Here is a 23,326-nt window from a genome sequence, read left to right on the forward strand (position 1 = left end):
TACGGAGAACAATAACAATGATCTTCACCCCGGAACACGAAGCCCTGCGCCGCACCGTCCGCCAGTTCGTCGAGCACGAGATCAATCCGCACGTCGATGAATGGGAAAAGGCCGGACGCTTTCCCATTCACGAAATTTTCCGCAAGGCTGGCGACCTCGGTTTGCTGGGTATTTCCAAACCGGAAAAATTCGGCGGCATGGGCCTCGACTACAGCTATTCGATTGTCGCCGCCGAAGAGTTCGGCACCATCCATTGCGGCGGCATTCCGATGTCGATCGGCGTGCAGACCGACATGTGTACGCCTGCCCTCGCCCGCTTCGGCTCCGATGAACTGCGCGAAGAATTCCTGCGCCCGGCGATCACTGGCGAGCAGGTTGGTTGCATCGGCGTCTCTGAAGTCGGTGCAGGCTCCGACGTCGCCGGGCTGAAAACCACCGCGCGCAAGGACGGCGACGACTATGTGATCAACGGCAGCAAGATGTGGATCACCAACTCGCCGAGCGCCGATTTCATCTGCCTGCTGGCCAACACCTCGGACGACAAACCACACATCAACAAATCGCTGATCATGGTGCCGATGAACACGCCTGGGATCAGCCTCAGCTCGCACCTGGACAAGCTCGGCATGCGCAGCTCGGAAACCGCCCAGGTGTTTTTCGACAACGTGCGCGTGCCGCAGCGCAATCGCATCGGCCATGAAGGCGCCGGATTCATGATGCAGATGCTGCAGTTTCAGGAGGAACGTCTGTTCGGCGCGGCGAACATGATCAAGGGCCTGGAATATTGCGTCGACAGCACCATCGAGTACTGCAAGGAGCGCAAGACCTTCGGCAATCCGCTGATCGACAATCAGGTCATCCACTTCCGCCTCGCCGAATTGCAGACCGAAATCGAATGCCTGCGCGCGCTGGTCTATCAGGCCACCGAGCAATACGTGAAAGGCCAGGACGTCACGCGGCTGGCGTCGATGGCCAAGCTCAAGGCCGGGCGCCTCGGCCGCGAAGTCAGCGACAGCTGCCTGCAATATTGGGGCGGCATGGGTTTCATGTGGGACAACCCGGTGGCCCGCGCCTACCGCGATGTCCGGCTGGTATCGATTGGCGGCGGCGCCGACGAGATCATGCTGGGGATTATCTGCAAACTGATGGGCATCCTCCCGGGGAAAAAGAAATGAGCAGCCTGCCGCAATGCCAGACGCTGTTGCTGGAACTGCATGGCGGCGTGCTGCACGTCACCCTCAATCGGCCGGACAGTCGTAATGCGATGAGCCTGCAGATGGTCAGCGAACTGCGCGAGGTGCTGGCGGCTGTGCGTGATGACCGCGCTGTTCGGGCGTTGGTGCTCAGCGGTGCCGGCGGGCATTTTTGTGCCGGCGGCGATATCAAGGACATGGCCAACGCCCGCGCTCAGAGCACCGAGGCTTACCGCGATCTGAATCGCGCGTTCGGCGCCCTGCTGGAAGAAGCACAGCACACGCCGCAAGTGCTGATCACCGTGCTGCAAGGCGCGGTGCTCGGTGGTGGTTTCGGTCTGGCCTGTATCAGCGACATCGCGATTGCCGATCATCAAGCGCAATTCGGTTTGCCGGAAACCAGTCTCGGTTTACTGCCGGCGCAGATTGCGCCGTTTGTGGTGCAGCGCATCGGCCTCACCGAAACCCGTCGACTGGCACTGACCGCCGCACGTTTCGATGGGCACCAGGCACGCCGTCTGGGGCTGGTGCATTTCGTCGAGCAGGATGCACAAGCGCTGGCTGAGCGGCTGGATGAGGTGTTGCAACATGTGCTGTGTTGCGCGCCGGAGGCGAATGCCATGACCAAGAAATTGTTGTTGGCGAGTGCCGGGCAGCCTTCAAGTGAATTGCTCGATGAGGCGGCGCAGTGGTTTAGCGAAGCGGTGACAGGCGACGAAGGGATCGAGGGCACCATGGCATTTGTGCAAAAGCGTAAACCTCGGTGGGCCACTTAAAAGCATCGCGAGCAGGCTCACTCCTACAGGGGAAATCCATTCCAAATGTAGGAGTGAGCCTGCTCGCGATGAGGCCATCACATTCACCGCCAAATACTCAGGAAGATCACCATGCCCGCCATCCACAAAATCCTGATCGCCAACCGCGGTGAAATCGCCTGCCGCATCCAGCGCACCGCCCAAGCCTTGGGCTATCGCACCGTCGCCGTCTTCAGCGATGCCGACGCCAAGGCCCTGCACGTTCAGATGGCTGACCAAGCCGTTCGCATTGGTCCGTCCCCCGTTCAACAGTCATACCTCAACATCCCTGCGATCCTCGACGCCGCTCGCCGCAGCGGCGCTGACGCGATCCATCCCGGCTACGGCTTTCTTTCGGAAAACGCCGAATTCGCCCGTGCCTGTGAACAGGCCGGGCTGATCTTCATCGGCCCCAGCGTCGAAGCCATCGAATTGATGGGCAGCAAACGCCGTTCGAAAATCGCCATGCTCGAAGCCGGCGTGCCCTGCATCGCCGGTTATCAAGGTACCGAACAGGACGATGCGACCCTGCTGCGTGAAGCGGAGCGCATTGGCTATCCGCTGATGATCAAGGCCAGTGCCGGCGGTGGCGGGCGCGGTATGCGCCTGCTGCACAGCGGCGCTGATTTGCCGGCGCAATTACGCACCGCGCGCTCCGAAGCACTGAACGGTTTCGGCAGCGACGAATTGATCCTCGAACAGGCATTGATCGAACCGCGGCATGTCGAAGTGCAGTTGTTCGGCGATCAGCACGGCAACCTGATCTACCTCGGCGAACGCGATTGCTCGATCCAGCGTCGCCATCAGAAAGTCATCGAGGAAGCGCCCTGCCCGGTGATGACCGCCGAACTGCGCCAGGCCATGGGTGAGGCAGCATTGAAGGCTGGCCGCGCAGTGAACTATGTCGGCGCCGGCACCGTGGAGTTTTTGCTCGATGCGCGCGGGCAGTTCTACTTTCTGGAGATGAACACGCGCCTGCAAGTCGAGCATCCGGTGACTGAATTGATCACCGGGCTGGATCTGGTCGCGTGGCAATTGCTGGTCGCCGAGGGGCAGCCGTTGCCGCTGACCCAGGACCAGGTGCAGCTCAACGGACATGCCATGGAAGTGCGGCTTTACGCCGAAGATCCCGCGCAAGACTTCCTCCCGCAAACCGGTCGAGTAGAAGCCTGGGAGCCGGCGCTGCAGCACGGTGCGCGAATCGATCATGGCTTGCTGGAAGGGCAATCGATCAGCCCGTTCTACGACCCGATGCTGGGCAAAGTGATCGCCTTTGGCGCCACCCGCGAAGAAGCCCGGCGCAAACTCTTGCGCGCGGTACAGGACACGGTGTTATTGGGCGTGCAAAGCAATCAGCGCTTGCTGGCCAGCCTGTTGCAACATCCGCAGTTCATCAGTGGCGAATTCAGTACTGCGTTCATTGCCCGGTACTTTAGCGAACACCCTTGCTTGCACCGTTACATTGCGAATGCCGAGGAACTGGCGATTGCAGCGATGCTTTTCTATCAATCAAGCGCCCTCGCCCACCGCGCGCCGCTCACCGGCTGGCGCAACAATGCCAGTGTGCCGCTGCATTATCGACTCGGGCTTGATGATCAGAACTGGACAGCGCAACTGCTCGCTCACGCGCAAGGCGCCTTCACCGTGCAGGTTGCCGAGCGCACGCTCGAGTTAAAACTCATCGACCAGGACACGCAATCGCTGACACTGGAACTCGACGGTTTGCGCCAGCGTCACGCGTATCGACTGGATAGCGGGCACCTTTGGCTGTTCAGCCATCCCGGCAGTCTGCGCCTTGAGGATCGAACTCACGCCGTGATCGACAGTCAGACCAGCGTCAGCTCCGGCACCCTGAAAGCACCCATGGACGGTGCCATCGTCGACGTACTGGTCAGCGAAGGCAGTCCGGTCAGCAAAGGTCAATTGCTGGTGGTGCTGGAGGCAATGAAAATGGAGCACCCGCTCAAGGCCGGCATCGACGGCGTGCTCAAGCGGGTGCAGGTCAAGGTCGGCGATCAGGTAAAAAATCGTCAGGTTCTGTTACAGGTCGAGTAGTCGCCCACACGCCCGTGCGGGTTTTGACTACGCTCTGAGTTATCAGAACGCGGAAATCAGGAACCCTGCGATGCCTCACTGGCTGGTCATAGATCTGGAAGCCACCACCGATGAGGGTGGCTGGCCAGTCACCGAAATGGAAATTATCGAGATCGGCGCCACCCTGGTCGATCGCGCCGGGCGCGAGCAGGATCACTTCCAGCGTTTCGTCAAACCGACGCGACGGCCGTTGCTTACGCCTTTCTGTCGTGAACTGACACACATCACCCAAGCCAATATCGACTCGGCACAGCCGTTGACTGAAGTCTGGCCGGCGTTCGAACGCTGGCTCGCGCAACATCAGACACGCCTTGAAGGCTGGGCCAGTTGGGGCGATTACGACCGCAAGCAGTTGTTGCAGGAATGGCAGCGCCTGCAAATCGACAGTGGCTTGAGCAAGGTGCCGCACATGAATCTCAAACAACGCTTCGCCAAGGCCCGCCGCCTGGAGCGTCCATTAGGCCTCAACGGTGCGCTGCAATTGGCTGGCATGCAGTTCAGCGGCCAGCAGCACCGGGCGCTGGAAGATGCGCGCAACACCGCGCGGTTGTTGCCACTGGTCTTGCCACTCTAGGGTCAATTCGAGAACTCACCGGACAGACGCCGGGCAGGTGACGGCGCGAAAAGCCTTGTGCATACTGGCCGCCTCCAATTTCTAACCCTTTTCGAGGAATCGCCCATGTTTAAAGTCAACGAGTACTTCGACGGCACCGTCAAGTCGATCGCCTTTGGCACCGCTGAAGGTCCGGCGACCATCGGCGTCATGGCCCCGGGCGAATACGAATTCGGCACCGCTCAGCGTGAAATCATGCATGTGGTTTCCGGCGCACTGACCGTCAAACTGCCCGACAGCAGCGACTGGGAAACCTTCGCCGCCGGCAGCCAGTTCAACGTCCCGGCCAACAGCAAGTTCCAGCTTAAGGTTGCGGTCGACACCGCTTACCTGTGCGAATACCGCGGCTAAAGCAACGGTTTCACTGCACCAATGAAAATGCCCGTGTCCAAAGACACGGGCATTTTTCGTTGCAGTGACGGCTTATTCGAGAATCTCCACTGGCATCCCGACTTCGAGTCGACCATTACGGTCATTCACCAGATTCTGGCCAAACATCGCACCATCGGCTTGAGCGCGATATTTCTGCAAGGTTGCCAGCGGCTCGCGATCGGCACTGCGCTCACCGGTTTGCGGGTCGATGGTGGTGAGAATGCAGCGCGAGCACGACTTGACCACGCGGAACTCGACATCGCCAATGCGAATGCGCTTCCAGCCATCTTCGGAATACGCCTCACTGCCTTCGATCACCAGATTCGGCCGAAAGCGCAGCATTTCCAGCGGACGACCGACTCTGTCCGAGAGATCCTGCAGGGACGCCTCGCCGATCAACAGCAAGGGAAATCCGTCGGCGAATGCGACCTGATCATCATCCTTGCCGAAACCTGCCTGCGTCATGCGGGCACGATCCAGCGGCACTTGCACCAGCCGGGTCGGCTTGCCGATGAAATCGCTGACCCAGCGCGCTGCTTCTTCACCGGCATCCGGCACGCGCAAGGTGTCGCGCCAGATCGTCACACCGCGTAGTTCGGCGTCATTGCCCGGCAAGGCGATGTCGATGGAGGACTGTTCAGGTGCGCTCAGGGTCAGACCGCCCTGCGCATTCCATAGCGCCGACAACTGACTCATCTTCGCTTCAGCGCGCTGGGTCAGAAAGCGGCCGCTGGCCTCGTCCACGAGCATCCAGCGTCGATCGCCATCAAGCCCCAGCTTGTCGAGATCAACACTTTGCAGCACATCGACTTTGCCGGATTTCAACGGGTAACGATAAAGCGCGCTCAGACGCAGCATGGCCAGCTCCCTGAAGGGTAAAAACGCCACCCTATACGAGCTTGATCAGGAATCAAAGAGCAATAACTGTAGGAGTGAGCCTGCTCGCGATAGCGGTGTGTCAGGTAATGATTCGGGGCTGACACACCGCGATCGCGAGCAGGCTCACTCCTACAATGGGTGTGTGATCAGGCCGGAACTTCGTCGAGCATCAGACGCTGGCGAACGACGTCGACCAGTTTGTCCGGCTGGAATTTGGAGAGGAAGTTGTCGCAGCCGACCTTCTTCACCATCGAGTCGTTGAAGCTACCGGACAGCGAGGTATGCAGCACCACGTACAAGCCACGCAGACGCGGATCGTTACGAATTTCGGTGGTCAGGCGATAGCCGTCCATTTCCGGCATTTCCGCATCGGTGAAGATCATCAGCAGCTTGTCGGTCATGTTCACGCCGGTATCCGCCCAGGCCTTGAGCATGTTCAACGCCTTCAGGCCATCGCTGGCAATGTGCATTTTTACCCCGAGCTGGCCGAGGGTGTCGCGCAATTGCGAAAGTGCCACGTTGGAGTCGTCCACCAACAGCACTTCACGGCCACGGGCGCGCTCGAGCACCGGATCATCGAGTTTTTCACGCGAGACCTTGGCGTTGTACGGGACGATTTCGGCGAGGACTTTCTCGACGTCGATGATTTCCACCAGTTGATCGTCGACCTTGCTGATCGCGGTCAGATAGTGCTGACGCCCGGCGCTGGTCGGCGGCGGCAGAATGGCTTCCCAGTTCATGTTGACGATGCGATCCACACCGCCCACCAGGAAGGCCTGCACCGAGCGGTTGTATTCGGTGACGATGATCGTGCTGTTGGGCCCCGGCACCAACGGACGCATACCGATCGCCTGCGACAGATCGATCACCGGCAAGGTCTGACCGCGCAGATTGACCACTCCGCATACAAACGGGTGACGCTGCGGCATCAAAGTCAGTTTCGGCAGTTGCAGCACTTCCTGAACCTTGAACACGTTGATCGCGAACAACTGACGCCCGGCCAGTCGAAACATGAGAATTTCCAGGCGATTCTCACCCACCAGTTGCGTGCGTTGGTCTACCGTGTCGAGAATGCCGGCCATCAATGACTCCTGGGCTTGTTCTGATGAATTCACTATGTGAGGTTATCGGCGGCAAATCGCAGTTCTTGATTGCCATACCCGACCCCATCAAAAATGCCATGAACAGGCATTGATGTCACATTAACATCATGGTTTACTGGCCCGGTGATTTTCATCTGCTACATTCTCTGCGGCGCGACCTCGGTTTGCACGGTAGGTTCCCGCGCCTAAGGGATTCCCCTAGTAACAATCAGGCCCAACCTGATATTCGCAATATCCAATAGCCATTAATGTGACGCCATTCTCATTGCATGAACGGAGTCAGGCTATTGTGTGCGATCGCAGTTCAGTGGAAACAAGCCCTCTGGAACCTCTCAGTCTGTGCACTTGCACGTCTGGGCGCGATCTCCCGACGATTCACGATCGTCGCCACACACGGCATTCCCTCATCAGACATGACGTTGTGGAGATAAGCATGCCAATGGACCGCAAAGAGTGGGTACAACGCTTCCCCGAATTCCTTGTCGAGGCCGAGCAACTCCTGGCCAAGTCCGAAGAATGCCTCAGCCACCTGCAATTGATCAGCAATGACAAGGACGCCATCGAGTGCATGCTCAGTACTCTGCTGAAACTCGCACGCAGGGCTGAAGCCCTCGCGCTGGAGGCGATTTCCGAGTTTTCCCTGCACATTTACAGCCTGCTCAACCTCAATCAGGAACACGTCGACCTTCACGAACAGGCCCTGCAAGCCTTGCAGGATTGCTTCACATTGATGGCCTGGCAGCTTGAACTGGTCGATCAGCAGACCGGGCAACTGAGTCTGGATGAAAGTGAGCAGGCTTTGCTGCTCGAAGCATTCGCCTTCCAGGTCAGCCAAAGCCGCCATCAGCCGCCCCGCACGGGCAAACGTTTGCCCCAACTGCCCTACTCGGGACAAGCCTGACCCGCACTCGGTACCCGCGCAAGCACTTGGAACACAAGCGTTGAACGTCGCAATTGAATAGTTCATACCTGCCAGCGACAAGTCGAACTAAATAATCACTGAAAGCCGACGCCGATATTTTTGCCGGCCTCAGGGTTTACCTGTGTGCAAACAAGCACAACTTCAGGCAACACTGACATCTATCGAACACAACAAATCGACTTTTCCATTATGGAACTTGCGTCCAATATCACGTATTTCCTGACTCAATGGACATATATAGCAAACGCGACCAACGGTATCTTAAGTGGTATTATGCCGCCCATTAGTTGCTTTCAAATTAGTGGCACAGTGACTTCAGAGATCGCTGTCCACTGATAGTTGGCGGCCAATACGTTTACTGAACCGCGTTGAAATCAATAATATAATTGACAGCATTTTCAGACAGAGACCCGTCAGCCTCCGGCCGGTCTGCCCGCAGCGAACATCCATTGGCTCCATCCGTTATGTACGCCAGCCTCAAGTCAATCACTACATGGCCACCCTCCCGCGAAAATGCTCGCCGGTTCACACTCATACTGTGTGTCGCGGCCACGCTCGGCAGTCTGCTGACCTACGCTCTTTCAACACCACTTTGCCTGGGATTGCTGCTGCTCGATATCGCTGCTACTGCGTGCGTCTGGGTGCAATATCGACTGTCACGCAAATCAATCAAGTTTCAGCCGCAGGAACTCGCTGACCGCTTGCTGGAAGTCCAGGAAAACGAGCGCCATCGCCTCAGCCGCGAACTGCATGACGATATCGGCCAACTGCTGACGGCCGCCAAACTGCAAAGCGAATGGCTCAAGCGGCGCATGCCCGACGACTTGCAGGAACAATGCACCGCGTTGTGCGACACCCTGGAAGAAACCCTCAACAAGGTGCGCGACGTTTCAGCCATTCTCAACCCACGCCAGTTGACCAGCCTGGGACTTGAAGCCAGCCTGCGTGCGCACCTGCTCAAGACATTGGCCAACACTAACGTGCACTGGAGCCTCGATTGCCAGCAGCGGCTCAATGGCATTCCGGAAGAAATGGCAGTCGCCGCCTTTCGTATTACCCAAGAGGCTGTTACCAATATCCTGCGTCATGCCCAGGCAAAAAATCTGGTGATACGCGTGCAACGTCTGCCCAAAGGTCTGACGTTGCTGATCAGCGATGACGGCCTGGGATTCGCCCCGGCGGCCAACCCCGGTCGTGAAGGACAACGAGGCATGGCCGGGATGGCCGAACGAATCGAGCAACTGGGTGGCACCCTGAACGTCATCAGCGAACCGGGCAAAGGCACTCAAATCGAAGCACTCTTCCCGTGGGCGCCACGCGCACTCGAGCGGGCCAGTACGAATAAGGTTATGCGTTGACTTGCAACTTACTTCTGGTGGATGACCACTCGCTGATCAGGGCCGGCGTGCGCGCTCTGGTGCTGGATATTCCCGGTTACGCGGTGATTGGCGAGGCCAATGACGGTTCGCAGCTGCTCGAAATGGTCGAGCAACTGAATCCGGATATCGTGTTGCTGGATATCTCCATGAAAGAAACCGGTGGCCTGGAAGCCCTGCAACGGCTCAAGCGGGTACGCCCGCAGAGCAAGGTGCTGATCCTGTCGATGCACACCGATCCGGCGCTGATCATGCAGGCGCTGGAGTCCGGCGCCCACGGCTACCTGCTCAAGGACACCACAGCGACAGAACTTGAGCATGCACTGGAAGCCTTGCGCAACAACGAGCGCTACCTGAGCCCGGCCATCGCCCATACCGTGATCAATCAAGCCCTGACCCGTAATCAGAAGCAGCAGCCGGAGGCAGCCGACTCGCACAATCTGACCGCGCGCCAACTGGAAATCCTGCGCTTGATCGTGCGCGGAAAATCCACCCGGGAAATCGCCAATGGCCTGGGCCTGAGCATCAAGACTGTCGAGACCCACCGTTCACAGATCATGAAGCGACTGCAAATCTACGACGTGGCGGGTCTGGTGCTGTTCGCCGTGCGTGAGCAGATCATCAGCCTGGACGACTGACCAGCCCGGCGCTGCTCAACAAGGGAGAATGTTCCGGCAAATGCACGCGCAACGCCGCCGGACGCGCCTCGAATCGCATGCTGTCACCTTCGAGCGGTTCGCCATCAAGATTGATGCACAGCCCCTCGGCCACCTTGATTTCGACCCATGGCAAACGGGTGCGAACAAACATGTTGTCGATCCCGAAGCCATCGCTGAGCAGCGTCTTCAAGGTGCCCACCAACTCCTGTGGCGCCGGCAGAATACTGATATCCAGCAAGCCATCATCGGCCAGCGCCTCCGGGCACAACACGTGTCCACCGCCGGCCTGTCGGCCATTGCCGATACCCAGTGCCAACAGCTCGCCACGCCAGTGAAAATCCGGCCCCTGAAGTTCGCCGTAAGCGGCATGCAGCTCGCTGAATCGTGACAAGCCAGTGAACAGATAGGCAGCACCGCCAAGTACTTTTTTCAAGTCCTCGGAGGTATTGGCCGTGACCTGGCTGCCGAAACCACCGGTGGCCATGTTGAGAAAAATCTGCCCGCCCACTTCACCCAGATCGATGGCGCGCGGTGGCACATCGAGCAGCTCAAGGGCTTCGGCAGGCTCCAGTGGTACGCCGGCGGCACGGGAAAAATCGTTGGCAGTGCCCAAAGGCAGGAGTACGAGACTGGCTTTGCCAGGATGCGCGGCGAGCGCTTCGGCGATATCGCGCAAGGTGCCATCGCCGCCCCCGGCAATGATTTTCGTGTAGCCGTCAGCCAAGGCTTGTTCTACCCAGCGCTGTGCGTCCCCTGCCTCCCAGGTCAGACGCACGGCCAGCTCCCAGCCTTGCTTGCGCTTGTCCTCGACGGCGGTGCGTACCGCCTCGTTGAGTGCCTGCTTGCCATGCAGAATCAACAGCGCCCGGCGTTCACTCATAACATCACTCCCAAATTGATCGGTTAAGACATCTTGACCACTGGCGCACGCAAAAAAGCCGTCATACCCGTAATTAATTCAGCCTCCTGGCGCCGGACGTCCTACACAGCGGTACTTTTTCTTACAAAACATGCGGAATCGGCTTAATTGACCCGGTTCGAGCATTGAGTCACCGTGTGTTGGCGGTATCGATTTTCAATCCAACACACAGGGACGTGCATGTAATGAGTGGATACACCCCATGGGCTCTTGCCGGTTCGAGAGCTGGAAAAGGTTGCAAGCAAACAGTTGAAACAATCGGTGGATGCTTCCATGCCTGGTCATGAAGCGAGAATACCCATGAGCCCGGTTGGCCCCATTGTCGAAAGTCGCGCGAATCACAAGTCCGATTTCAAAAACAGCGCCAGAACCACTGGAGAAGTTGATATGGAACCCCGTGTTACCGAGCTGGAAACCCATCTCAAATACCTTCGACGGGACATGGACGAAATTCGCGGTGATGTCCGAACGATCAAACACCGGCTTGCCTACTCGGCGGGTGCAACAGCGGTAGTGCTGGGTTTGCTGGGCTGGGTGGCCAATAGCCGATTCGATCAGCTTGTGACATTGATCAGCAATTAATTGAATCAGTCATTGCAGGCGCCGCCTGAGTCAGCCGACGCCTGCATTTACGAGATAGCGATCAGTCGAGCAAGTCACTCAGCGGGATGAAGACCACTTCGTCTCCGACGCTCAGCGTGCGACCTTCCAGCACTTCGACCAATCCATCTGCCCACGCGGCGCTACGCAGTACACCTGAGCTCTGGTTGCGGTAGACAGTCGCCCGTCCTTGCTCAAGACGGCCTCGCAGGTACTCACGCCGATTGCCTGCCACCGGCCAGTCAAACCCCGCTGGCACGGTGAACTTCAGCGGCTCGACGACCCGAACGCCCTGACGGCGTAACAGATAAGGCCGAGTGAGCAGCGCAAAGGTCACCAGTGTCGACGCAGGGTTGCCTGGCAAGCCAATGACCGGCACGTTGCGGAAATGGCCAAAAGTTAGCGGTTTTCCGGGTTTGATCGCCAGCTTCCAAAGGGCAAGCTCGCCCTCTTCACGCAATGCGACACCCAAAAAATCCGCCTCACCCACCGACACGCCACCGGTGGAAAGAATCAGATCAACATCCTGCAACTCACCCAGACGCGCTCGGGTTGTGGCCAGATCGTCCGGAAGAATACCGGCATCAACTACCTCACAGCCCAGGCGTTGCAGCCAACTGCACAGCAACACTCGATTGCTGTTGTATATCTGTCCCGGCCCCAGGGCCTGGCCCGGCTCGACCAATTCATCGCCAGTGGAAATCACCGCGACACGAACCTTGCGCACGACCTTCAACCCGGCACAGCCCAACGATGCGGCTAATCCCTGCTCTATCGGACCCAGCCGAGTTCCGGCGGGCAGGATCAGTTCACCGACTGTGGTTTCCTGACCTTGCGGGCGAATGTTCTGCCCGGCCTTCATCGGTTCAAGGAAACGCACCCTTTCATCGGTTTGAACCTCAGCGTTTTCCTGCATTTCCACGCAATCAGCGCCCGCGGGCACCGGCGCCCCGGTGAAGATCCGTGCACAGGTGCCCGGCTTCAGCGGTTCGGGGGATTGCCCGGCAAACACCTTCTGACTGACCGGCATCGGTTCGCCCGTCCAGTCGGTCAGATTCAGCGCATAACCGTCCATGGCACTGTTTGGCCAGGGTGGCAGATCCAGCGTCGAAATCAGGTCTTCGCTCAGCACACGCCCCTGAACCTGAGCCAGCGGCAAATACTCATGCTCGACAATCGGCGAGGCCTCGGCCATGTCGAGCAGGCGCTCCAGCGCCAGCTCGACCGGCATCAGCGCTCCGGTCTTGCCCGGCTTACCCACGGGATTCACAAGGCGCTGCCTGCTTCAAATGAGTCACGAAGTTGCACGGACGATGACGCGCGTCCAACTGCTCGCCCAGGATGCCATCCCAACCGGTACGTACGGCATTGGTCGAACCTGGCAAACAGCACACCAGCGTGCCGTTGGCCAGACCGGCCAGCGCCCGGGACTGAACTGTCGAGGTACCGATATCGGCTACCGAAATCTGCCGGAACAACTCCCCAAACCCGTCGACCTGTTTATCCAGCAGGCAGGCAACCGCTTCCGGCGTGCTGTCACGACCGGTAAATCCGGTACCGCCGGTGATCAGCACGACCTGCACGACATCGTCGGCAATCCAGCTGGCGACTTGCGCGCGAATTTTGTAGAGGTCATCTTTGAGCAAAACCCGCTCCGCCAAACGGTGGCCCGCCGCCGTCAAGCGATCGACGAAGACCTGGCCTGAGGTGTCGGTTTCCAGAGTTCGGGTGTCACTGACTGTCAGCACCGCAATATTGAGCGGCACGAAAGGTACATCAGCCTTGGCTTTCATAGGCTCGTCCAGTTGTAGGAGAAACAGCCCGGTGTTATATCACAGCGCCCTATTTTTTCGCCGCCCCTCTGGAGAGCTGCCATGACCCGCGATTCGCAATTGCCCCCCTGCTCCATTCTGCTCCTGGCAGGCGGGCGCGGCCAACGCATGGGCGGTCAGGACAAAGGCCTGGTCGAGTGGCTGGGCGAACCGTTGATTGCACATTTGCAGCGTAAGGTACGCGGGCTGACTGACGACCTGATCATCTCCTGCAACCGCAACCGCGAGCGTTACGCACCGTTTGCCGATCAATTGGTGGTCGATGACGAGGGCGATTTTCCGGGGCCATTGGCGGGTATTCGTGCCGGTCTGAAAGCGGCGCGCCATAGCCACCTGCTGGTTTTGCCGTGCGACGTTCCGCGAATTGACGCCGCGCTGCTGCAAAGCATGCGCGAGACTGCCAATCAGCATCCTGAAAAACCTTTAATGTTGCGCCATGACGAGCATTGGGAACCCTTGCTGTGTGTGATTCCGGTGGCCCTTCTAACGGCCTTCGAAGATGCCTGGAATGCCGGTGAACGCAGCCCCGGCCGGGTCATGCGCAATCTAGGCGCCACTGCCCTGGAGTGCCCTGAAAACGACCCGCGGCTGGCCAACCTGAACACCCCCGAACTGTTAAATTCCCATAACACTGTGTCAGACTGACACCATTCAAGGAACTCTCAAGCCTTGTATACGTCTCAAGCTCAGTAACCAAAAGAATTCCCATTCGGAGACACACCCATGACTCAACGGACCCTCGCCACTTTCATGCTCGCACTGGGCCTTGCCACCCTCGCCGGTTGCTCGTCGCCTACAGTGATCACCTTGAATGACGGTCGCGAAATCCAGGCCGTCGACACCCCGAAATACGATGACGATTCGGGCTTCTACGAGTTCAAACAGCTGGACGGCAAAGAAACCCGCATCAACAAGGATCAGGTTCGTACCGTTAAAGAGCTGTAAGCTCTGGTTCGATACCGGATACAGAAAAGCCCGCATTGATTGCGGGCTTTTTCATGGGCGCTCTAAAAAGTGAAGTCAGTATCACCACTGCAAGGTGATCCGGCTCTCGAATTCGCGCTCCTCACCGGTCACCGGGTCGATAAACCGCAAGCCTTGCGCCAGCAGCTTCAACGGATTGGCATAGTCATCCTCGACGTCTTTCAGCACCTGGGGATAAAACGGATCGTTGCAGATGCTCGCCCCCAGCGCAGTCATGTGGACGCGCAGTTGATGTTTCTTGCCGGTCACCGGAAACAATCCATAACGCCACAGATCGCCATGCTTTTCCCGAACCTCCACCGCCGTTTCGGTATTGCTGGCTCCGGCGCCTTCCTGCATGCGGAAAAACGGTTCTCCGTCGACCAGACGGCTCTTGTGCACCAGGGGGAAATTCAGATCGGGCAGTGCCGGAGCGATGGCCTCATAACGCTTGTCGATCTGCCGCGTGGGGAACAGCGACTGATAAGCCGATCGGGTTTGCGGATTGGCCGAGAAAATGACCAGCCCCGCCGTATGCCGGTCGATGCGGTGCAGCGGCACCAAGTGAGGATTGTCCAGGCGATGAATCAGCCTGCGTAACAGGGTTTGCTCAACGTATTCGCCGGCGGGCGTCACCGGCAGAAAATGCGGTTTGTCAGCCACCACCAGATGTTCGTCCGCATACAGGATCGACTCGACTACCGGGATCGGCTTCTCGTCCGGCACTTCGCGAAAATAATGAATCCGCAGACCTTCCTTGTAAGGCAAGTCCACCGGGATCGGCTGGCCATGGCCGTCCAGCACACGTCCCCGAGCGATGCGGTCCAGCCATTGAACGCGGTCAATGGCGCTGAAATGCTCGCACAGACAATCGAGTACGGTCAGCCATTTACCGGGCGGCAGATAAAGCGTGCTCGCCTGATTCTGAGCAGCAGAAAATGTAGATGTGGACATACGAAAATCGAACCCTCAATGCAGGGCGGCATTATCCAGCACTGAGGGAAACGAACCTAGCGCAGAATGTTCAGGCCGGAATTGTTTTCAGCGCTGCGGCGTCAGTGAATTCCTTGAGCCAGCGCAATACATCAACTGCCTCCCAGCGGCCCGGATCGTACAAGGCGTAGAGCAGCCCCTGATAACCGACCACATCCAGTTGCTTGTGGTAACCGGCACGCTGAAACAAGGCCTCGATTTCGGCAAAGCAAGTGTTGAAATGCAGCTTGTTGAACGGCGTCTTGCCTTCCGTGACCAGCCCGTCCAGGCGCAATTCGAGAACGGCCTCGCGCACCACGTCAACCGACATCCGGTTCACGCTGTTTTTCAACTGTTCGACATTGACCACGGTTCATCCCTCTGACGCATTTACTGTATGAACATACAGTAACCGATGAAACCGCAAAATGCCAAGGAATGCATGGCAGTAGCGACCGGCGGGATAAACCAGAAAATGCGGATTAACGCAGAAATGCCACGACCTCATCAGCGCTGAATGGCCAGCCCAGCTCAGCACCTGTATCGACACGGCGCAGTACCGGAATTCGCAGGCTGTAAGCCGCATACCAAGCCTCATCCTCAGTAATATCGACCAGTTCAACCAACAAACCATGCTCGACAAGAGGCATCAACTCGGCCTCGGCGACTTCACACAAATGGCATCCAAGGGTGCCGAACAGCTGACATTCAGGAGGCATGATTGCTCAACCAAAAAATGAGTGGGCCTATTCTAGGCCGCACCTGAAAACCCGTCGAGCCAGCGCCGCCCAAAGGCTCCAGCCCCTCAACAAAGGGTCACAGGCAAAACCCTGACGCAAATCAGTCCACAGAAAAATCATTTGCGCGATCCTCCCGGTCTTTTTGCCTCTACGCTTGAAAAGCCTGATCTGCCATCGGAGTGTCCAGTGTTTGCCAATCTGTTGATCATCCTCGCCTCGTCCCTCGTGGTCATTGCCCTGTTCCGTCGCCTGCGGTTGCCACCGGTTCTGGGTTACCTGTGCGTCGGACTGCTGGTCGGGCCGAGTGCCTTCGACTGGGTCAACGAAAGCGAACACTTGCCTGACGTAGCCGAGTTGGGCGTGGTGTTTCTGTTGTTTTCACTGGGCCTGGAGTTCTCCCTGTCGAAGATGATCGCCCTGCGCCAGGTGGTGTTTCGTCTCGGCAGCCAGCAGGTGCTGATCAGCACCGCGCTGCTCGGTTTGCTGCTGATGCTGTTGGGCATGCCGATGACGCCGGCGCTGTTGCTCGGTGCCGGGCTTTCGCTGTCCTCAACGGCGATTGTGACCAAAGAGTTGGGCAGCCTCGGCGAGGTGTTCAGCAGTCATGGCCAGAATGCTGTCGGCGTTTTGCTGTTTCAGGACGTTATCGCGGTATTGCTGCTGACGTTGGTGCCGGTGTTTGCCGGCAGCAGCGAGCAAGTCTGGTACTGGGCGTTGCCTTTGACCCTGGTAAAAACCGTGGTGCTGTTTGTCGGTCTGCTGCTGGCCAGTCGCTGGTTACTGCCGAGGCTGTTTCATGAAGTGGCCGCGTCACGCTCGGCAGAACTGTTTGTGCTGTTGGCGCTGGTGATTGTGCTGTTGACCGCCTGGCTGACGCACCTGCTGGGGCTGTCCCCTGCCCTTGGTGCATTTCTGGCCGGCATGTTGCTCGGTGAAAGCCACTATCGACACCAGATCGAGGCGGATATCCGGCCGTTCCGCGACATTCTGCTCGGGGTGTTTTTCGTCAGCATCGGCATGCTCATCGACCTGCAACTGTTCGTCAGTCACAGCCTGCTGATCCTCGGGCTCACCGTCGGTTTGATGGTGATCAAGGGTATCGTCGTGGCCTTGCTGGTGAAGTGGCGCGGCAGTGACAGCGAAACAGCATGGCGCAGCGGTCTGGCGCTGGCCCAGGGGGCGAGTTCTGCTTCGCCCTAATGGCACAGATGCAGCAACACAGCATGATGCCCGAAGCACTGAGCGACCTGCTGCTCGCAGCGACGTTCTGCTCGATGTTGTTGACGCCCCTGTTGCTGCGCGCAGCGCCACGCATCGCAGCAGTGCTGCACCGCAAACCCAATCAGGAGGCGCAAATCGAAGAGATCAGCGCCCTCAACGCCGACCTCAACCAGCATGTGGTGATTTGCGGCTACGGCCGCGTCGGCCAATCCATCGGTCGTTTCATGCGCAACGCCAAGCAGCCTTTTATTGCGCTGGACAATGACCCGGTGCGGGTACAGGAAGCCGCCAGTGGAGAAAGCGACGTGCATTACGGCGACTCGTCGCGCGGCGACCTGCTGACCGCCGTGGGCCTGCTACGCGCCAGACTGTTGGTGGTTGCTGTGGATCAGAGCGACATTGCCCTGCGTATCCTCAAGGAAGCACGTCGGCTCAACGCCCACGTACCGATACTGGTGCGTACCCGCGACGACAGCCAGTGGGCCGAACTGAAAGCCGCCGGCGCCACCGAAGTGGTGCCGGAACTGTTGGAATCGAGCCTGATGCTCGCCTCTCACGCCTTGATCATGCTCGGCTTGCCGGCGCATCAGGTGCAGGAAAAAGTCGATCAGGTGCGCATCGACCGGTATCGCCTGCTTCATGGTTTTTATCCCGGTAGCGACGATGCCGAGACTTAATCCTGACTTACCGCGCCGATCTTGTGCAGCGACAGGTCGGCGCCGTAATACTCTTGTTCCTGACTCAGGCGCAGCCCGTGCAGCGCCTTGATCACGCCGTACACAGCGAAGCCACCGATCAGCGCCACCGCAACACCCAGCGCGGTGCCGATCAACTGGCTGATCAAGCTGACGCCGCCAATACCGCCGAGCGCAGTCTGGCCGAAGATCCCGCAGGCAATCCCGCCCCACACGCCGCACAAGCCGTGCAATGGCCACACACCCAAGACATCGTCGATGCGCCATTTCACCTGGGCGGCGGTAAAGCACCAGACAAACAGTGCACCGGCGATCGCGCCCGTCACCAGGGCACCAACCGGATGCATCAAATCCGACCCGGCACAGATCGCCACCAACCCGGCCAACGGGCCGTTATGCAGGAAGCCCGGGTCATTACGTCCGACAAGCAGCGCCGCCATGGTGCCGCCGACCATCGCCATCAACGAGTTGACCGCCACCAGACCGCTGACGCCTTGCAGCGTCTGCGCACTCATCACGTTGAAGCCGAACCAGCCGACAATCAGAATCCACGAACCCAACGCCAGAAAGGGAATGCTCGACGGTGCGAACGCCACCAGACGACCGTCGCGATAACGGCCATTACGCGGCCCCAGCAGCAATACCGCCGCCAGCGCCAGCCAACCACCCATGGCGTGCACCACTACGGAACCGGCAAAGTCATGAAAAGCGGCACCAAACTGCGCCGTCAGCCACGCTTGCAAACCGTAGTTGCCGTTCCAGATCATGCCCTCGAAAAAGGGGTAGATGAACGCGACAATCAAGGCCGTAGCGCACAACTGCGGCACGAAACGCGCGCGCTCGGCGATACCGCCGGAAATGATCGCCGGGATCGCTGCGGCAAAGGTCAGCAGGAAGAAAAACTTCACCAGTCCATAACCGTGATCGGCACTCAGTACCGCCGCCGGCTGCATAAACGTCACGCCATAGGAAATCCAATAGCCTATAAAGAAATAGGCCAGGGTCGAGACGGCGAAATCACTGAGAATTTTCGACAGCGCATTGACCTGGTTTTTCTGGCGCACCGTACCGACTTCCAGAAAGGCGAAACCGGCATGCATCGCCAGCACCATCACCGCACCGATCAGAATGAACAAGGTATTGGAGCTGTGAACCAGGGTGTCCACAGCGCTTTGCAGATTTTCCATAAGCAGGCAGACCTAAAGGCGAAAAAGGCACCAAAGCGGTTCATACGCACATTTCATGCACCAAGTTGCGACCGCGCAGTCGCAGATCCGAAGGTCCGGCGAACCGCTTTGGCGCACGAGGTCGATGTCCTGACACGAACCGGGCTTGTTTGGGATAAGGTTTCTCGAGGCGCACGCCCGACAACAGCGCACAACCGCCGGGGAACGCACCACGACACAGCAAAAGTTGTACCAGTCATTTGTACTGAACCTTCGCGCAAGGCTCATACTCGAACGCTTCAGACGTCACTTACGGAGATCCACCCATGGCCAGCATCAAGGCAAAGACCGCTCAAGAAATCCTGATGAACGACTTCCAGACTTTGGTCGCCGACACCGAACGCTTGCTCGAGCACACCGCCACCCTGGCCGGCGATCAGGCCGATGAGCTGCGCGAGCAGATTCACGACAGCCTGCTGCGCGCCCGCGAAACCTTGAAACTGACCGAAGAAACCTTGCGTGATCGCGGTCAGGCGGCAGTCACTGCTACCGAAGATTACGTCTCGGCCAACCCTTGGCAGTCCGTCGGTATTGCCGCCGGTGTCGGCTTCCTGATCGGCCTGTTGGCTACCCGGCGCTGATTATGTCGATCGGTGAATCCGGCCCGACTGCGGGCACCGCCTCTTCCACGCGACGCCTGGGCGCCGCCGTTCTCGGTCTGCTGCACAGTCATGTCGAATTGTTCGGCATTGAATTGCAGGAGCAGAAATCACGTACCGTCAGCCTGTTGCTTTTCGCAGGCCTGGCGTTAGTCTTTGCCCTGTTATTACTGGTGGGCTTATCGACACTGGTGATGATTGTGTTCTGGGACACTTATCGCCTTGCTGCGATTATCGGCCTGTGCGTGTTCTATACCCTGGCCTCGATCTTCTGCGCGCTGCGCCTCAAGGCTGCGATCTTCGATGAGTCCTCGCCTTTCCACGGCACGCTCGAAGAGCTGGCCAACGACCGGGAGCGCCTGCTGCCATGAGCCTGCCTGAACTGCCACACAACAGCTCGCGTCGGGAAATGCGCAAGGCGTTGATCCGCCTGCGCATGGAAATGCATCGTCAGGAAATCCGCCATGAAGCCGGGCAAGTGTTGCAGCCTCTGCAGCGCATGCGCGGCATGTCGCAAAACCTGCAAGGTGGTTTCGGCATCAAACACGCGCCTTTGTGGGGCGTGGCCGCCGTTACGCTATTGGGTTTCATCACCGGCAAAGGCGCGAAAAGCGGCGGTGTCGGTGGCCTGACCCGCTTGATCCGGCTCGGCACCAGCCTCGGGCCGCTGATCAAACTGGTGATGCAGAGCTCGGCGAAACGCTAAACAGATACATCTGGCTACATTCTTGCACTGTCGGCGGGATGAATCTCTTTATCCGGAGATTCGATCCCGTGCGCCTACCCGGTCGGCGGGGTTCACCAGAACAAGAACCACTAAGGAGGCCCCGTGATCGACGGGCAACCGCTCGCCTGCTTTCAGCCTTTCATCGATACCGCCACCGGACGCATTGCCGGCGTCGAAGCGCTGGGGCGCCTGCGCCAGGCCGACGGTCAACTGAACTCGGTTGGGCCTCTATTCGCCGACCCGCGCACGCCCGCCATTGCCCTGCGCCGTCTCGACCGGCAGATCCGCGATAACGCCTTGAGCCGCTTGCATGAAGCGCCGGCAGACTGGTTTCTCAGCCTGAACATGTCGCCACGCTGGATCAGTCGCCTGCGCGCCGATCAGGCCTTGCCCAGTCTCAAGCAATTGGCACGCTACGACATCGATCCGCAACGCATCGTCTTCGAGATCACCGAACTGGGTGGCAATGGTCAACGCCTAGCCGAAGTCGTCGCGCGCTATCGCGAGGCGGGAGCAAGAATCGCCATCGACGACTTTGGCGCCGGCTACTCGCAACTGGATCGGGTGCTGGCGCTGCAACCGGACATTCTCAAACTCGATATGCGCCTGTTCCAGGCCGCGGCACTGGGCGGGCCGAGCAGCGACGTGGTCAAGGCCCTCGCGCAGATGGCCGAGAAGACCGGCTGCTGGATCATCGCCGAAGGCGTCGAGACCGAAGCGCAGTTGAATTTCGCCCTGGAATGCGGATCGCGCTATGTGCAGGGATTCCTGTTCGCACGGGCACAGGAGGCGTTTTTCCCCAGTGACGCGTTCGTCCAACGCTTCGCCGAGCTGCGCCAGCGCTATGTCCGGCAGAAACTCGTGGAGCGCGGACGACTGATGCAAATGCGCCAGCAACTCGCTGAACTGATGTCGATCCTGCAAGCCTGGGCTCAGGCCCATGCCCCTTTGAGCGCTTTGCCACAACTGGACGCCTTCCCCTGGCTGCTGCGGTTTTATCAATGCGACCGCCACGGCACGCAACTGACGCCCAATCTGGAATGGCGGCAGCATGGCTGGGTCGCCGACAATCGCTATCTGGGGCACAACTGGTCGTGGCGCCCGTACTTCTATCATTTGCTCGCCGAAGGTTGGGAGGAGCGGCGCTTGACGCTCTCCAATACCTACCGCGATGCCACCAGCAATCAGTACTGCCTGACAGCCGGGCAGTTTTTCGACAACGGTGAACGTTTGCTGCTGATCGACATTGACGCCGCCGGACTGTAGTTCCGCTTGCAGGGGCGGACGTGAACCGGGAAGCTAGGGGCCAACGCCCCCAGTCACCTGACGGAGAGAATCAGCCTTGGATTGGCACACCCTGCTCAACCGCGAACGCCTCGGCAAGCCGCTGCACAGCCCGCAAGAACTTGGCCGCAGCCCTTTCCACAAAGACCATGACCGCATTATCTTCTCCGGCGCCTTCCGCCGTCTCGGGCGCAAGACCCAGGTCCACCCGGTCACCAGCAACGATCATATTCACACGCGCCTGACCCACTCGCTGGAAGTCAGTTGCGTCGGCCGTTCGCTGGGCATGCGGGTGGGTGAAACCCTGCGCACTGTCTTGCCCGAATGGTGCGACCCGGCCGATCTCGGCATGGTGGTGCAATCGGCGTGTCTGGCCCACGATATCGGCAATCCGCCGTTCGGCCATTCTGGTGAAGACGCCATCCGCCACTGGTTCCAGCAGGCCGCCGGACGCGGCTGGCTCGACGGCATGAGCGAAGCCGAACGCGCTGACTTCCTCAATTTCGAAGGCAATGCCCAGGGTTTCCGGGTCCTGACTCAGCTGGAGTATCACCAGTTCGACGGCGGCACCCGACTGACCTACGCCACCCTCGGCACTTACCTGAAGTACCCGTGGACCGCGCGCCACGCCGACTCCCTGGGCTACAAGAAACACAAATTCGGCTGCTATCAGAGCGAGTTGCCGCTGCTCGAGCAGATCGCCCACAAACTGGGCCTGCCGCAAATCGAAGACCAGCGCTGGGCGCGTCACCCGCTGGTGTACCTGATGGAAGCCGCCGACGACATCTGCTACGCGCTGATTGATCTCGAAGACGGTCTCGAAATGGAGCTGCTGGACTACGCCGAAGTCGAATCGCTGCTGCTCGGGCTGGTGGGTGATGATCTGCCGGAAACCTATCGCCAACTCGGCCCGCAGGATTCGCGCCGACGCAAACTGGCGATCCTGCGCGGCAAGGCCATCGAGCATTTGACCAACGCCGCCGCACGGGCCTTTGTCGAACAACAGGACGCCCTCCTCGCCGGCACGCTGCACGGCGATCTGGTCGAGCACATGCACGGCCCGGCCAAGCGTTGCGTGCTGAATGCCAAGGACATCGCCCGCAAGAAAATCTTTCAGGACAAACGCAAAACCCTGCATGAAATCGGCGCCTATACCACGCTCGAGATTCTGCTCAACTCGTTCTGCGGCGCGGCGCTGGAACAACACAACGGTCGTACACCGTCGTTCAAAAGCCGGCGCATTCTCGATCTGCTGGGCAGTAACGCACCGGATCCGCAGGGTTCGTTACACACGTCGTTTCTGCGCATGATCGATTTCATCGCCGGCATGACCGACAGCTACGCCAGCGACATGGCGCTGGAAATGACCGGGCGCTCCAGTCACTGACCCGCTCGCCTACGGGCGGCCATAACGATGGCCGTCCGTATCCACACAGCCTGTGATTATCGACCCACAAGTGTCGACGGGCGTCTGATATGGCTGGAATAGCGGCAATTATTGCGCCGATGACTCAGCAACTTTAAACATCTTTAAAAAGCCATT

Annotated in this window: 25 protein-coding genes and 1 pseudogene; 17 read left to right on the plus strand and 9 right to left on the minus strand. The window is 59.0% G+C overall.

The features are described 5' to 3' along the window. Positions 1 to 17: 17 nt before the first annotated feature. The 5 genes from atuD (at position 18) to LOY43_RS19560 (ending at position 5,045) form a co-directional block, all read left to right on the plus strand. Complete coding sequence (gene atuD / locus LOY43_RS19540) at positions 18 to 1,175, plus strand: citronellyl-CoA dehydrogenase (RefSeq protein ID WP_095048430.1); 1,158 nt, start codon at positions 18 to 20, stop codon at positions 1,173 to 1,175. Then, complete coding sequence (locus LOY43_RS19545) at positions 1,172 to 1,969, plus strand: enoyl-CoA hydratase/isomerase family protein (RefSeq protein WP_258708607.1); 798 nt, start codon at positions 1,172 to 1,174, stop codon at positions 1,967 to 1,969. The genes atuD and LOY43_RS19545 overlap by 4 nt, the downstream gene beginning before the upstream one ends. Positions 1,970 to 2,080: 111 nt before the next feature. Continuing rightward, on the plus strand, positions 2,081 to 4,042 hold the full coding sequence (locus LOY43_RS19550; protein WP_258708608.1) for an acetyl/propionyl/methylcrotonyl-CoA carboxylase subunit alpha: 1,962 nt from the start codon (positions 2,081 to 2,083) through the stop codon (positions 4,040 to 4,042). A gap of 70 nt (positions 4,043 to 4,112) precedes the next feature. Beyond that, the gene (locus LOY43_RS19555) at positions 4,113 to 4,655 is read left to right on the plus strand and encodes an exonuclease domain-containing protein (protein ID WP_095048433.1); all 543 of its coding nucleotides are present in this window, start codon (positions 4,113 to 4,115) and stop codon (positions 4,653 to 4,655) included. Between the two features lie 105 nt (positions 4,656 to 4,760). Next, positions 4,761 to 5,045: a pyrimidine/purine nucleoside phosphorylase gene (locus tag LOY43_RS19560; protein ID WP_003226701.1), complete on the plus strand. Its 285-nt coding sequence runs from the start codon at positions 4,761 to 4,763 to the stop codon at positions 5,043 to 5,045. A gap of 72 nt (positions 5,046 to 5,117) precedes the next feature. On the opposite strand, the gene LOY43_RS19565 is transcribed toward LOY43_RS19560, so the two are convergent. Both LOY43_RS19565 and LOY43_RS19570 read right to left on the minus strand, forming a co-directional pair. After that, positions 5,118 to 5,924 carry an MOSC domain-containing protein gene (locus LOY43_RS19565; protein ID WP_258708609.1) on the minus strand — a complete coding sequence of 269 codons (807 nt, stop codon included), beginning with the start codon at positions 5,922 to 5,924 and terminating at the stop codon, positions 5,118 to 5,120. Between the two features lie 167 nt (positions 5,925 to 6,091). Then, positions 6,092 to 7,027, minus strand: a complete 936-nt coding sequence (locus LOY43_RS19570; protein WP_064391361.1) for a chemotaxis protein CheV — start codon at positions 7,025 to 7,027, stop codon at positions 6,092 to 6,094. 454 nt (positions 7,028 to 7,481) lie between these two features. On the opposite strand from LOY43_RS19570, the gene LOY43_RS19575 reads away from it, so the two are divergent. The 3 genes from LOY43_RS19575 to LOY43_RS19585 all read left to right on the plus strand — a co-directional run bounded on the left by LOY43_RS19575 (position 7,482) and on the right by LOY43_RS19585 (position 9,984). Beyond that, positions 7,482 to 7,949, plus strand: coding sequence for a hypothetical protein (locus LOY43_RS19575; RefSeq protein WP_095048435.1), 468 nt, complete (start codon positions 7,482 to 7,484; stop codon positions 7,947 to 7,949). Between the two features lie 485 nt (positions 7,950 to 8,434). Then, positions 8,435 to 9,328: a sensor histidine kinase gene (locus LOY43_RS19580; RefSeq protein ID WP_093435091.1), complete on the plus strand. Its 894-nt coding sequence runs from the start codon at positions 8,435 to 8,437 to the stop codon at positions 9,326 to 9,328. Next, a complete protein-coding gene (locus LOY43_RS19585) occupies positions 9,325 to 9,984 on the plus strand; it encodes a response regulator transcription factor (RefSeq protein ID WP_093435094.1) in 660 nt (219 codons plus the stop codon). Before LOY43_RS19580 ends, LOY43_RS19585 begins: the two co-directional genes overlap by 4 nt. Here the strand turns inward: LOY43_RS19585 and yegS are convergent. Further along, positions 9,968 to 10,885 carry a lipid kinase YegS gene (yegS, locus tag LOY43_RS19590; protein WP_093435097.1) on the minus strand — a complete coding sequence of 306 codons (918 nt, stop codon included), beginning with the start codon at positions 10,883 to 10,885 and terminating at the stop codon, positions 9,968 to 9,970. The two genes, LOY43_RS19585 and yegS, sit on opposite strands and share 17 nt — an antisense overlap. A gap of 312 nt (positions 10,886 to 11,197) precedes the next feature. On the opposite strand from yegS, the gene LOY43_RS19595 reads away from it, so the two are divergent. Then, positions 11,198 to 11,506 (plus strand): hypothetical protein, encoded by a 309-nt coding sequence (locus LOY43_RS19595; protein ID WP_175559630.1) that lies wholly within the window; start codon positions 11,198 to 11,200, stop codon positions 11,504 to 11,506. A 61-nt stretch (positions 11,507 to 11,567) separates the two neighbouring features. On the opposite strand, the gene glp is transcribed toward LOY43_RS19595, so the two are convergent. Both glp and moaB read right to left on the minus strand, forming a co-directional pair. After that, the gene (glp, locus tag LOY43_RS19600) at positions 11,568 to 12,794 is read right to left on the minus strand and encodes a gephyrin-like molybdotransferase Glp (protein WP_095048437.1); all 1,227 of its coding nucleotides are present in this window, start codon (positions 12,792 to 12,794) and stop codon (positions 11,568 to 11,570) included. After that, positions 12,778 to 13,317, minus strand: coding sequence for a molybdenum cofactor biosynthesis protein B (gene moaB / locus LOY43_RS19605; protein ID WP_095048438.1), 540 nt, complete (start codon positions 13,315 to 13,317; stop codon positions 12,778 to 12,780). Before moaB ends, glp begins: the two co-directional genes overlap by 17 nt. 81 nt (positions 13,318 to 13,398) lie before the next feature. Here moaB and mobA point away from each other — a divergent pair, with 81 nt between their 5' ends. Beyond that, positions 13,399 to 14,001 (plus strand): molybdenum cofactor guanylyltransferase MobA, encoded by a 603-nt coding sequence (gene mobA, locus LOY43_RS19610; protein ID WP_095048439.1) that lies wholly within the window; start codon positions 13,399 to 13,401, stop codon positions 13,999 to 14,001. Positions 14,002 to 14,079: 78 nt separating this feature from the next. Further along, entirely contained in the window at positions 14,080 to 14,301 is a 222-nt protein-coding gene (locus tag LOY43_RS19615) for a YgdI/YgdR family lipoprotein (RefSeq protein ID WP_007908660.1), read from the plus strand. Positions 14,302 to 14,382: 81 nt separating this feature from the next. Here the strand turns inward: LOY43_RS19615 and LOY43_RS19620 are convergent, their stop codons facing one another. The 3 genes from LOY43_RS19620 to LOY43_RS19630 form a co-directional block, all read right to left on the minus strand. Then, positions 14,383 to 15,273, minus strand: a complete 891-nt coding sequence (locus LOY43_RS19620; RefSeq protein ID WP_095125130.1) for a pseudouridine synthase — start codon at positions 15,271 to 15,273, stop codon at positions 14,383 to 14,385. A gap of 70 nt (positions 15,274 to 15,343) precedes the next feature. Continuing rightward, complete coding sequence (locus tag LOY43_RS19625; RefSeq protein ID WP_093435111.1) at positions 15,344 to 15,661, minus strand: transcriptional regulator; 318 nt, start codon at positions 15,659 to 15,661, stop codon at positions 15,344 to 15,346. Between the two features lie 112 nt (positions 15,662 to 15,773). Further along, positions 15,774 to 16,010, minus strand: a complete 237-nt coding sequence (locus LOY43_RS19630) for a glutaredoxin family protein (protein ID WP_258708610.1) — start codon at positions 16,008 to 16,010, stop codon at positions 15,774 to 15,776. 207 nt (positions 16,011 to 16,217) lie between these two features. Between LOY43_RS19630 and LOY43_RS19635 the strand changes: the two are divergent. Then, a pseudogene (locus tag LOY43_RS19635) lies at positions 16,218 to 17,929 on the plus strand (cation:proton antiporter). Here LOY43_RS19635 and LOY43_RS19640 read toward each other — a convergent pair. Continuing rightward, a complete protein-coding gene (locus LOY43_RS19640; RefSeq protein ID WP_095048442.1) occupies positions 17,926 to 19,134 on the minus strand; it encodes an ammonium transporter in 1,209 nt (402 codons plus the stop codon). The pseudogene LOY43_RS19635 and the gene LOY43_RS19640 sit on opposite strands and share 4 nt — an antisense overlap. A 305-nt stretch (positions 19,135 to 19,439) precedes the next feature. On the opposite strand from LOY43_RS19640, the gene LOY43_RS19645 reads away from it, so the two are divergent. The 5 genes from LOY43_RS19645 (at position 19,440) to LOY43_RS19665 (ending at position 23,170) form a co-directional block, all read left to right on the plus strand. After that, a complete protein-coding gene (locus LOY43_RS19645) occupies positions 19,440 to 19,754 on the plus strand; it encodes a YqjD family protein (protein ID WP_007908653.1) in 315 nt (104 codons plus the stop codon). Between the two features lie 2 nt (positions 19,755 to 19,756). Next, a complete protein-coding gene (locus LOY43_RS19650; protein ID WP_007908652.1) occupies positions 19,757 to 20,143 on the plus strand; it encodes a phage holin family protein in 387 nt (128 codons plus the stop codon). Continuing rightward, positions 20,140 to 20,478 (plus strand): hypothetical protein, encoded by a 339-nt coding sequence (locus LOY43_RS19655; protein ID WP_093435122.1) that lies wholly within the window; start codon positions 20,140 to 20,142, stop codon positions 20,476 to 20,478. Before LOY43_RS19650 ends, LOY43_RS19655 begins: the two co-directional genes overlap by 4 nt. Positions 20,479 to 20,601: 123 nt before the next feature. After that, a complete protein-coding gene (locus tag LOY43_RS19660; RefSeq protein ID WP_099756841.1) occupies positions 20,602 to 21,765 on the plus strand; it encodes an EAL domain-containing protein in 1,164 nt (387 codons plus the stop codon). Positions 21,766 to 21,841: 76 nt separating this feature from the next. Further along, positions 21,842 to 23,170 carry a deoxyguanosinetriphosphate triphosphohydrolase gene (locus LOY43_RS19665; RefSeq protein ID WP_258708611.1) on the plus strand — a complete coding sequence of 443 codons (1,329 nt, stop codon included), beginning with the start codon at positions 21,842 to 21,844 and terminating at the stop codon, positions 23,168 to 23,170. Positions 23,171 to 23,326 lie beyond the last annotated feature (156 nt).

Origin of the sequence: Pseudomonas sp. B21-041 (genome assembly GCF_024748675.1) — a bacterium.
Classification (GTDB): Bacteria; Pseudomonadota; Gammaproteobacteria; order Pseudomonadales; family Pseudomonadaceae; genus Aquipseudomonas; species Aquipseudomonas neuropathica.